The sequence below is a fragment of the uncultured Parabacteroides sp. genome, assembly GCF_905196875.1.
Lineage (GTDB): Bacteria > Bacteroidota > Bacteroidia > Bacteroidales > Tannerellaceae > Parabacteroides.
In genome coordinates this window covers 20,235-32,347 of sequence record NZ_CAJJWO010000057.1, presented here as the reverse complement: position 1 = coordinate 32,347, position 12,113 = coordinate 20,235, and the positions used below count along the sequence as shown (strand labels likewise).

7 protein-coding genes are annotated in these 12,113 nt (G+C 45.5%); 4 read left to right on the top strand and 3 right to left on the bottom strand.

Annotated elements, in window-relative coordinates:
- The first annotated feature begins 172 nt into the window (after positions 1 to 172).
- The gene (locus QZ076_RS16445) at positions 173 to 3,169 is read left to right on the top strand and encodes a SusC/RagA family TonB-linked outer membrane protein (protein WP_293714836.1); all 2,997 of its coding nucleotides are present in this window, start codon (positions 173 to 175) and stop codon (positions 3,167 to 3,169) included.
- Positions 3,170 to 3,186: 17 nt separating this feature from the next.
- Positions 3,187 to 4,905, top strand: coding sequence for a RagB/SusD family nutrient uptake outer membrane protein (locus tag QZ076_RS16440; protein WP_293714834.1), 1,719 nt, complete (start codon positions 3,187 to 3,189; stop codon positions 4,903 to 4,905).
- Positions 4,906 to 5,056: 151 nt separating this feature from the next.
- Here QZ076_RS16440 and purL read toward each other — a convergent pair whose 3' ends face one another.
- The 3 genes from purL to QZ076_RS16425 form a co-directional block, all read right to left on the bottom strand.
- Complete coding sequence (purL, locus tag QZ076_RS16435) at positions 5,057 to 8,749, bottom strand: phosphoribosylformylglycinamidine synthase (protein ID WP_293714832.1); 3,693 nt, start codon at positions 8,747 to 8,749, stop codon at positions 5,057 to 5,059.
- A gap of 244 nt (positions 8,750 to 8,993) precedes the next feature.
- Positions 8,994 to 9,428 carry a DUF6078 family protein gene (locus QZ076_RS16430; RefSeq protein ID WP_293714830.1) on the bottom strand — a complete coding sequence of 145 codons (435 nt, stop codon included), beginning with the start codon at positions 9,426 to 9,428 and terminating at the stop codon, positions 8,994 to 8,996.
- 159 nt (positions 9,429 to 9,587) lie between these two features.
- Positions 9,588 to 10,028, bottom strand: coding sequence for a hypothetical protein (locus QZ076_RS16425; protein ID WP_293714828.1), 441 nt, complete (start codon positions 10,026 to 10,028; stop codon positions 9,588 to 9,590).
- Between the two features lie 391 nt (positions 10,029 to 10,419).
- Here QZ076_RS16425 and QZ076_RS16420 point away from each other — a divergent pair, with 391 nt between their 5' ends.
- Positions 10,420 to 10,986: an RNA polymerase sigma-70 factor gene (locus QZ076_RS16420; RefSeq protein ID WP_293714826.1), complete on the top strand. Its 567-nt coding sequence runs from the start codon at positions 10,420 to 10,422 to the stop codon at positions 10,984 to 10,986.
- 110 nt (positions 10,987 to 11,096) lie between these two features.
- Positions 11,097 to 12,098 carry a FecR family protein gene (locus tag QZ076_RS16415; RefSeq protein WP_293714825.1) on the top strand — a complete coding sequence of 334 codons (1,002 nt, stop codon included), beginning with the start codon at positions 11,097 to 11,099 and terminating at the stop codon, positions 12,096 to 12,098.
- Positions 12,099 to 12,113: the final 15 nt, after the last annotated feature.

Here is a 12,113-nt window from a genome sequence, read left to right as displayed (position 1 = left end):
AGTTCGTGTAGGACTACGTCATATATTTCAATGAAAGAACACAAGCAAACATAATTCTAATATCTAATAATGAGGCCTATGATGTAAAAAAAGTGTCGTTTACCCGAATACGTATCAAATACGTAATTTTTATCAATTCAATTTATTAAATCTAACTAGTATTAATTAAATTATGAAGAAAGCAATTAAATCGATTTCTTTCAGAGATACAGTCTATGTATCCACATTCTGCCTGTTACTCTCTGCTTTTCCGGCAAATGCAACAGACACAAACAGCTATAAATCAGAAGACATACCTGTATCAAACACCGTACAACAGAGCAGGGCTATTACCGGTAAAGTCATTGATACCAATGGTATTCCCATTATCGGGGCAAATGTCGTTATTAAGGGCACAACCAATGGAAATATCACAGATATGGACGGTAAGTTCACGCTCGAGAATGTTCCTGAAAACACTATTTTACAAATCTCTTATATCGGTTATAAAACCCAGGAAGTTGCCGTACGGAATAAGTCAAAATTCGAGATCACATTGGAAGAAGATGCCGAAAACTTACAGGAAGTAGTCGTTGTCGGTTATGGTAGTACGGTGAAAAAAGACCTGACAACTGCCGTGACAAGTGTAAAAAGTAAAGACTTCCTGCAAGGGGCTTCCAACAGTCCGTTACAGATGATAGACGGTAAAGTAGCCGGTGTATCCGTATCCAATACGGCAGCAGCCGACCCGAATGCCAGTCCGAGTATCCAGGTACGCGGAGCCTCTTCTTTGAAAGCCGGAAACGGTCCGTTGATCGTTATCGACGGAATGCCAGGTGGTGACCTGCGGAATCTTGCCCAGCAGGACATTGAATCTATAACAGTATTGAAGGATGGCTCTGCCGCTGCCATCTACGGTTCCCGCGGAGCAAACGGAGTTATCCTGGTTCAGACGAAGCAGGGAAAAGCCGGTAAAGTATCCATCACATACGATGGTTATGCCGAACATGATTTCGTTGCTGCACGACCGGAAATCCTGAGCCCGGAAGAGTTTGTGGCTAACAATATCGGAAAGGATTACGGTTCCCGTACAAATTGGTACGACGAGTTGCTCAACAAAAACAACTTCGGACAGAACCACAACCTAGCGCTTTCCGGTGGTAGCGAATCCAGCATCTTCCGTATCTCGGCAAACTACCGTTCGAAAGAAGGACTCGACATTGCAACAGATCGTAAAGAATATGGTTTACGTGCCAGCTTCAAACAAATCACTTTAGAAGGTTTATTGGAAGTGACAGGAAACATATCCTATCGTTACGCCGATGAAGATTACACCGATTATGGAAGTTTCAAACAGGCAGTCGAACTGAATCCGACCTATTCGATAGACGAAATGGATGCATTCCGCAACAACTTCGATAGTTACAACCCGATCTTCAACCTGACAAGACGTGAAAACGGAGCTACACAGGAATACCTGACAACCGACTTCAACATCAAACTCAACATCCTGAAGAACCTGAATACCGAATTAAAACTCGGCCGCCAGGGACATGACAAGAAGCAACGCGAGTATTATTTCAAAGACCATCGCGAGTCGATCAACAACAGCCGTAACGGACGTGCCCGCCTGGAAAATGAAAAATGGGTCGACTATACGTTAGAATGGTTAGGCAATTATTCGCTGGATATAGATCAGCACCACCTGAAAGTGATGGGCGGTTACTCCTATCAGGAATTCAACTGGGAAAAGTTCAATGCTGAAAACATGAACTTCCCGACAGACGCTTTCCTGTACAACAACCTGGGAGCCGGCGACTACAACAAAGCAGACGGACGTCTGGGTATGGAGTCTGACAAAAACAAAGAAAAGACGATCGCTTTCCTGGGACGTGTCAATTATGATTTCGATAATACTTTCCTGTTTACGGGTTCTATCCGTTACGAAGGTAATACCAAATTCGGTACGGATCATAAATGGGGTGCTTTCCCTGCTGCTTCTGCCGCATGGCGTGTTTCCCGTCTTTCCTTCTTCGAAGACTCGCAGACGGTGAATGACCTGAAACTCCGTTTCTCTTACGGACAAACCGGACGTTCGGGCTTCGATAAATACATCTCCCTGGCGAAATATACCGGTTACGGATGGATGCCGAACAGTGAAGGTAAATGGGTTCAGGTGTACGGCCCGGGAAACAACCCGAACAAAGACCTGTCCTGGGAAAAACAAATATCCTACAATCTGGGTATCGATTATACCTTGTTCAACTCCCGCCTGTCCGGTAGTCTAGACCTCTTCATCCGCGAAGGGAAAGATGTGATCGGTGAATATCAGGTGCCGGTTCCTCCCTATTTGCACGAAAAGATCATGACCAATGTGGGTACAACCAATTCTAAAGGTTTTGAACTGCAGGTAAACTGGGATGCCGTACAAAACGACAAGTTCACCTATTCAACCAACGCTACGCTTGCCTATACCAAATCGAAGCTGAAATCATTCTCCAACGAGAAATATGAGTTGGGTTATATGGAAGGCGACGGTCTGCCCTCACCCGGAAACCCCGGCCCGTGCCAACGTTTGCAGGATGGCATCGAGATCGGTTCATTCTACGGATACCGTTATGCAGGTGTCGATGAAGACGGAAATATCATGGTTTACAAAGGTGGTGAAAAAGGAGCAGAAACCATACGCGGACGCGACGCCGGCGAAGCGGACAGAACCTATATCGGCAACGGTACTCCAAAATGGGAAATGGCCTGGGGCAACACCTTCACCTACAAAGGCTTCGACCTGTCGCTCTATTTCCGCGGACGCTTCGATTACCAGATACTCAACCAATATCAGATGTATTACGGCTTGCAGGGCGTAACCGGAATCAACAAGCTGACATCCGCCTATAAGGAAAATGCCCATATCAAAGGCGAAAAGATCATGTGCGATTACTTCCTCGAAAACGGTAATTACCTGAAACTGGATAACATCACGCTGGGATGGACACCTAAACTGAATACAAAATGGATCTCCAACCTGCGTATCTACGCAACCATGAAGAACGTGTTTACCATCACGAAGTATTCAGGCGGCATGGATCCGTCAAGTGTCGACGTCACAGGCTTATGGGCCGGCAGAGGCAGTATGGACCTATATCCGACAGCCCGCAACGTATCATTCGGAGTTCAAATCAGTTACTAAATTAAAGCATATACAGCATGAAAAATATAAAATCACTTTGTGCAGTCAGCCTGATGGCGACGACTATGGCTTTTACTTCCTGTACGGATCTGACGGAAGAGCCATTCAATATATTGACAAGCGACAACTATTTCACCGATAAGGCGTCTGTCGAAGCAACCGTACTCCGCCCGTATGAACATGCGCAATGGTGCGGTTGGGACGGCGACCGCTGGCAGTTGCAGGAACTTACCGGCGACCATTTCGTATGGACACAAAAAGGACGCCACGGTTATGACGACGGACAATGGGTCCGCCTGCACGAGCATAAATGGAATTATGATATGAACCAGATCAACGGTGGCTGGGTCGGCCCGTATCAGGGAATACAGCAGATCAACTCGTTGCTCCGCGACTTCAACATCCTGGACTTCCAGTCTATGGGAATCACGGATGAAGAGAAAAACAATTACATCGGCGAGCTGCGTACTTTACGTGCCTGGTTCTATATCTTCCTGATCGACTTCTACCGGAATGTACCTATCTTCACGGAAAAGGATGCACCGGACGAACTGCTCGCCCAAGCTACACCCGAAGAAGTATTCAGTTATATCGAAAGTGAACTGAAAGATGTATTGCCTCAACTGAAAAAAGAGAATATTGTCGGTCGTTTCACCCAGGCTCCTGCTGCGGCATTGCTGGCCCGTATCTATTTCAACTCACAAGTATGGCTTAACGTAGACCGTTCGGCTGACTGTAAAACATTCTGTGAAGATATTATTGCCGGTAAATACGGAGAATATCATATCAACCAGAATGATTACCGCGATCCGTTCCGCTCCGGCATCAAAGGATACAGATCTCCTGAACTGTTGTTCGAATTCCCCCACAAACGCAATGTGTACCAGTTCGGCGGTTTCCACGACTCCTTCCTGCACTACACTTCCGGCCAGGCATTAGGTAATCCCGACGGTGGTAACAATGGTATCCACATGACACCTTCAAGGGATTTCGACGGTAACGTCTACAACTTTGCCAGTCAACTGGGAACCCCGTACGAAAAATATGCAGACTGCGATTACCGCAAACAACCGTTCCAGATAACGAGTGCCAACGGCGACTACGAAGGGTTCTTTATGATCGGAACCCAGTATAAGTTCGACTATACCAAAGGATACGGCTATACGGACGAGACAGTGAAAGGCACAGAGGAATACAAAGGCGAACCGCTGATCTATGTAGACCAGGTAGGACGTTTCTCCGAAGGCCTCAGCACTGCTAAAGAAAAAGGTTCGCGCGTCACGACAGGTGAAGAGAACTCAGGTGTCCGCTTCAACAAATTCCCTTATCTGCAGGAAGGCGACGGACTCTATATGTGCCAGTCCGCACCGGAAATCCGCCTGGCTGAAATCTATTACATGCTGGCAGAGATCAACTACAGAAGCGGCAACAAGACAAAGGCAGCCGAACTGCTCGATTTCGTACGCATCAGAAACTATCCGGCCGACGAGTGGAGCAAATACAGCTATGCACAGAACCCGGCCTTGCTGACCGATCAGGAGTTTGTAGACGAATGGGGCCGTGAGTTTATCGGCGAACGCCGCCGCCGTTCGGATCTGATCCGTTGGGGACGCTTCGGCAATGCCTGGTGGGACAAAGACGTGGATCCGTCGGACAAGGAATACACGATCTTCCCGATCCCCAAACGTCAGCTGGATGCCAATCCGTTGTTGAAGCAAACAACTAAAGGTTGGTAATCACCCGATGAAACTACTATGAATAAATGGCCGCATTAACTAACAATTTCGCACTTAATAATAATATTTCCAGGTTGCTTATTCATAGAAAAAAGGTTGCAATGTTCAGAACATTGCAACCTTTACTTTTATAAAGATGTATCTCTTTTTCTTACTTCTTGTTTTCTTCAATCCACTTGCGTGCATTCACGAAACCTTCGATCCACGGAGTTACCTCGTCGCTATTCTTGCGATCGTTCGGATAGTAACCGCACTGCCACGGGAACAAAGCACGTTCCGGGTGAGGCATCATGGCCAGATGGCGACCGTCTTTCGAACATACACCGGCAACAGACCAAGGCGAACCGTTCGGATTGGCAGGATAACCGTCATAGTTGTATTTAGCAACAATGTGATATTCTTTTTCGTCATACGGGAAAGAGAACTTACCTTCTCCGTGGGCTACCCAAACACCGATCTTGTTTCCGCTCAACGAGCCGAACATGATAGAGTCGTTCTTCGGGATCTCCAAAGTGACGAAGTTAGATTCGAACTTATGGGAGTCGTTGTGCAACATCTTATGTTTCTGTTCGTGTTCCGGATAAACCAGTCCCAGTTCGGCCATCAACTGGCAACCGTTACAGATACCCATACTCATCGTATCAGGACGTGCATAGAAGTTTTCGAGCGCTTTCTTCGCCTTTTCGTTGTAGAAGAAACCACCGGCCCATCCTTTGGCAGAACCCAGAACGTCGGAGTTGGAGAAACCACCGCAGAATACGATGAAATTTACATCTTCCAACGTTTCGCGTCCTGAAGCAAGGTCGGTCATGTGAACGTCTTTCACATCGAAACCAGCCAGATACAGCGCGTAAGCAGTTTCACGTTCGCACTGTGTACCCTTTTCACGGATCACGGCTGCTTTGATTCCACTCGGCCCCTTGCGGTCGGCAGACAAGCCATAAGAAGAAAGCTTTCCGGTGAAGCTCTTATTGTACTTCACTTCCAGCGGCTGCATCTTATAGTTTTCGAAACGGTTGCCTGCGCATACGCTTCCCGACTGTTTTACATCCAGCTTGTAAGAAGATTCGTACCATACATCACGCATATAGTCGATACCGAAGTGATATTCCACACCGTCTTTATCGACGAGGATATGACGTTCGTCTGTCGGCTTGGCGATAACGGCGAAACCTACACCGGCTTCTTCCATCAACTTTTCGAATGCTTTCTTGTCTTTCACCTGCACCAAGATACCCGGGTTTTCAGCAAACAGGATCTTCACGATATCTGTTTCCGACAACTTATCCAGATTGACCTGCAAGCCGCCTTCTACATTGGCGAAGCACATTTCCAACAAAGCAGTGATCATACCACCGGCAGAAATATCATGACCGGCCAGGATCAGGTTCTTTTCGATAGCTTCCTGCACTGCGTTGAATGCATCGGCAAAGTATTCGCTATCCTTTACTGTCGGCACTTCGTCACCCAGCTTGTTCAAAGCCTGAGCAAAAGCAGAACCGCCCAGCTTCATCGTATCGAACGAGAAGTCTATATAATATATGTATGAGTTCTTGTCGTTCACTAAAACAGGAGAAACGATCTTGCGGATATCGCTTACTTCGGCACCGGCTGAAATAATCACCGTACCCGGAGCGATCACCTTCTCGTCGCCATACTTCTGAGTCATCGACAAAGAGTCTTTACCTGTCGGGATATTGATACCCAGTGAGCAGGCAAAATCGGAAGCCGCTTCAACAGCTGTATACAAACGGGCATCCTCCCCTTCGTTGCGGCACGGCCACATCCAGTTGGCACTCAGCGACACGCCTTCCAGCTTATCAGCCAACGGAGCGAACACGATATTCGTCAGCGATTCAGCAATAGCCATTACCGAACCGGCAGCCGGATCGATCATAGCCACCTGCGGAGCGTGACCGATAGAAGTAGCGATACCGGCTTTTCCGCGGTAATCCAACGCTACGGCACCCAGGTCACTCAGCGGCAACTGCAATTCACCCTGACACTGCTGGCGGGCTACCTTACCTGTTACGGAACGGTCTACCTTGTTGGTCAACCAGTCTTTACAAGCAACAGCTTCCAGTTGCAGTACGTTTTCCAGATAGTGATGCAATTCAGATTCCTTGTAAACAACCGGAGCATACGTTTCATTCACCGTATGGTCTGTCATGATCGTTCTCGGCGGTTTACCGAACATATATTCGAGCTTGATGTCGATAGGCTTCACACCGTCGGCCTGTTCGAAAACAAACTTCATGTCGTTTGTTGTTTCTCCGACCACATACATCGGAGCACGTTCGCGCTCTGCGATACGTTTTACGCGTGCCACGTCTTCTTCCTTCATCAGCAAGCCCATACGCTCCTGGCTTTCGTTACCTACAATTTCCTTGGCGGAAAGTGTAGCGTCGCCAACAGGCAGTTTGCTCATGTCGATATGTCCGCCGGTAGCTTCCACCAACTCAGACAAACAGTTCAGGTGACCGCCTGCACCGTGGTCGTGGATAGAAACGATCGGGTTCTCGTCAGACTCGGCGATCGCACGGATCACGTTGGCTGCACGTTTCTGCATTTCGGGGTTGGCACGCTGTACGGCGTTCAACTCGATACCGCTAGTGTACTGTCCTGTATTTACAGACGATACAGCACCACCACCCATACCGATACGATAGTTATCACCACCGATCACAACCACCTTCTCACCCGGTTCGGGATTACCCTTCAGTGCGTCGCGCATATTAGCGAAACCGACACCACCGGCAAGCATGATTACTTTATCGTATGCGTATTTCTTCTTGTTTTCTTCGTGTTCGAAAGTCAGTACGGAACCACAGATCAGCGGCTGTCCGAAATGGTTACCGAACGTAGAGGCACCGTTTGAAGCCTTGATCAGGATCTGTTCCGGAGTCTGGTACAACCAGGGACGCGGATCCATGATCTTTTCCCATTCGCGGGCACCTTCGGTACGCGGATAAGAAGTCATATAAACAGCTGTTCCGGCAATAGGCAAAGAAGCCTTACCCCCGCCCAGACGGTCGCGGATCTCACCACCCGAACCGGTAGCGGCACCGTTGAACGGCTCTACGGTTGTCGGGAAGTTATGTGTTTCAGCCTTCAGCGAGATAACCGATTTGATTTCCTTTACGGCATAAAAATCAGGTTTGTCGCCTGTCAGCGGAGCAAACTGTTCCATCATCGGGCCTTCGTTGAAAGCCACATTATCCTTATAAGCAGAAACCAGCTTGTTCGGGTTCACTGCCGAAGTCTTCTTGATCAGGTTAAAAAGAGAACTTTCTTTCTCTTCTCCGTCGATAATGAACGTACCGCCGAAGATCTTATGACGGCAGTGTTCCGAGTTTACCTGTGCAAAACCGTACACTTCGCTGTCGGTCAGCTTACGTTCCAGTTTCTGGCTTACTTCATTGAGGTAAGAAACTTCTTCGTCGCTCAAAGCCAGTCCTTCCTGTTTGTTGTACGCTTCGATATCTTCGATATAAACAATCGGTTCCGGTTGTTTACTGATGGTGAAGATATCCTGGTTCAGTCCGTTATAGATGCGTTGCAACATCGGGTCGTGGTCTGCCTCAGCGGAAGAAACAGGGAAGTATTCTTCGATACGTGAGATACCGCTCAATCCCATGTTCTGGGTGATTTCCACGGCATTAGTACTCCACGGGGTGATCATTTCCCGGCGTGGACCAACATACCAGCCATCCAATGTTTCCGATTGAACGGGAGTTGCTTCACTAAACAACCAAACGAGCTTTTGAACATCTTCAGGAGAGAAAGCATGTGCCGCCTCAACAGCCAGCACCGTCTTTGTTGGAGATTGAAAGAATAGAATCATATCGTCGATTTATTAAGATATTCCAATAACAGACTGCAAAGATAGTAAATATGTAGCAGATAAGAATATCCATCTTTACATTTTAGATTTAAAACCATTTCTTGCAGGATCTTTTTTTTAAAGCAGGAAGATACGACGGATCAGACAACGACCTACAGTTTGTTTCACTATGAAGAAACACTTGTTTCTCCTAGGTGAAACAGTTGTTTCACTAGCATGAAACACTTTCAGGATGCATACTCTTTTACCACTCATACTGCTCAACGTATTCATCGAACACGGGAGCATCCTGTAGACCTCTCTGAAGGAACAACTGACGGACATATTCCTGTTGTTCGGGAGTAAAAAGACGTTCTTTGCGCCAAAGCCGGTAGAAATGCGTTCGTCCGAAGTGGGTTAACATCTGTTGCTTGATAATTAACGCATCGTTATGTGGTATATGGGCCAGTAAGTCTGTCATTCCCAGGGCAAATAGCTGCAACCGGTCAGCTTTAAAGAAAGTGCAATCCCCATTGCCCGGATTCGCATACGCCGGACTGACAAGGGTTATAGTCTTGCGCTCTGCCGGTATATGTTGCATGGCCTTACTACGAAGACACTCATCAGCTCGTTTGCATTGGTTGTTCGCACAGTGAGCGAACTTATACGGCAGCAAATCGTAATTAAAATCTTTATTCATAATGTATATTGTTTTAACAAAACTACATTTTATTATCCAATTGCAAAACAATCGCATCATAAATATACGATAAGCGACCAATCTATTGTCGATAATTACCAGCTTATATTACCGACAGCCATCGACAATAGGTTAGTAAGGCAGAAAAAGATATATACATCAGGATATATTTTTCTCCGCAATCTTCTTATCTACCTCTTTGATTTGCTTATCATAATAGTCAGCCATGCTATTAATCAGACGGCCGGATTGAGATAAAAAAGCAACGCATTCCATAAGCTCGGCAGTAAGCCGATAATTCTTACTCCGAACGTTTTTTCTTTCTTCACATTGCAGATAGCAGGCAAAGCCACGAAACAGAAGCGGGATATATTTATCCCAGGGAAGTTCGAGCCTTGTCAGGAAAGTTTTCATACATTGCAACTGATGCCGGAGATAAAGAAGTTGATCCTCTCCTTGCTTTGTATTGGAAAAGGCCTGCTTGATACGCATAGACTCTTCTTCAAAATAAGCATCTTTTGAAATGTCTTGTTGGAACTGCTGAACGATGTGTTCAGAACCAGAGGTGTCAGCAACGGGGGAATTGTTTTCTGCTTCCATAATATTAATATTAGAGATTAAAGCAGGCGAAAAAAAGAACGGTTCCGCCTTTCCCGTTGCTATACACCTCAAGGGCAGTGGGCACATTAATGCACCACACGGGGGTACGAAACCGTATATGATGGCAGCAGACATAAGATATGCCTGCTGCTTCAATGTCGGAAGGTTCCTTCCCTTGAGTTATGTATAGCGTTGCAAATATACTATTATTTTAATAATACTGCCACGATTTAGTCTTTTAAATAAAGCCCTCATGTTCTCCACGTAAATGAGAGCATATTTATAAATAGGGTTTTCAAAAAAGACAGTAGTTTTATCTATTTTTTCCTTTTTAATAGCAAACGATCTTTATCTTTGCATTCGGATAAGGAGATAATAAATCTATCTATTAATGGATTTTACCACCGAAAAGGGATACATAGAAGCAGTCAGCAGGGGCGATGAACAGGCATTCGAATCATTGTTCCTGCATTATTTTCCACGGATTAAAGGATTCATCAGCGGAATCCTGCAAAACGAGGAAGAGGCCGAAGATATTTCCCAGGATATATTTGTGTCCATGTGGCAGAGCAGGGAACGGCTGACAAATATCGAGAACCTGAATGCTTATCTGTTCCGAGTAGCGAAGAATGCCGTTTACCGCCATATCGAACGTTCTCTTCTGTTCAGGGATTTCCAGGAGCAACAGATCGATCATGCCTTATTCATCTCTACCGACAACGATAGCATCGAAGAAGAACTATATGCCAAAGAACTGGATTTCCTCATATCTGTTGCTGTTGAGAAAATGCCGCCTCAACGAAAACAAATATATAAAATGAGTCGTGTAGAGGGAATATCCAACGATGAAATAGCTGAACGTCTGTCTATCAGCAAACGAACGGTCGAAAACCATCTGACACAGGCCCTGGCCGACATCCGTAAAATAATCGGATTCTTTATTATCGCTTTCCTTTAAGTATCCTACTATTTCAAACGATCAAAAATATTTTTTGAAAAAAGTTCATTTCCGACTGTGTGTACTTTCCGACTCACGTATCTTATATACAAAACAGGAAATATATACACATGTCGAAAGCATATAAGATACTACATAATCTGGTGAACCATACATTCGACCCCGAACTCCGGAGCAAAGTATGGGAATGGATCGTAAACCCATCCAACCAAAAGGAAAAAGAAGAAGCACTGCTTTCTCTTTGGAACGAATATCCGCAAAAAGCAGACATGAGTACTTACCACTCATTGAAGGAAACTCGCAGAAAGATTAAACACAATCGACAGCAAAAGCAACTAAATAAAATAACAAAAAGTCTGGCACGGGCAGCAGCCATTCTGTTCATTCCCCTTCTATCGGTGGTTGGTTCCTATTTATACGTGCAGAAATACACATCCGAAATCGAATTGGTACAATGTTTTGTCCCGGATGGAGAAAAGAAAGAATTTATATTACCGGATGGCTCCAAGGCCAATGTAAATTCCGGAAGTATCCTTATATATCCAAAAAAATTCAAAGGAGATACACGTTCCATCTATTTATCGGGAGAGGCAAACTTCAGTGTTGAAAAAGATAAAAAGCGCCCTTTCATTGTCAAAACAAACCATATAAAGGTGCAGGCGCTTGGAACAAAATTCAATGTACAGGCTTACACAGAAAGTGACAAAATCATTACAACGCTTGAAAACGGGTCTGTAAAAGTAGATAAAACAACAGAAGATGAAAACTCCTTTATCCTATCACCCAACGAACAGTTGGAATACAACTACCGAACGGGGGCTTTTGAGAAAAGAACGATCAATGCCGCTAATTATTGTGGTTGGACCAAGGGAGAACTAAACTTTATGAATCAACCGCTGAAAGAGATACTGGCAACCCTGCAACGGGAATATGCCGTTCAGTTTGTTATCAACTCACGGTTATTCACACCCGATCTGTATACTATTAAATTCTCTCAGCACGAAAGTATCGATAATATCATGAACATATTGACACTGACGGTCGGAGGATTAAAGTATGACATAGAAGACAATATAATAACTATTCAACCACTTAAAAAGAAAGGACTCTAATGAAAAAAAGGGACC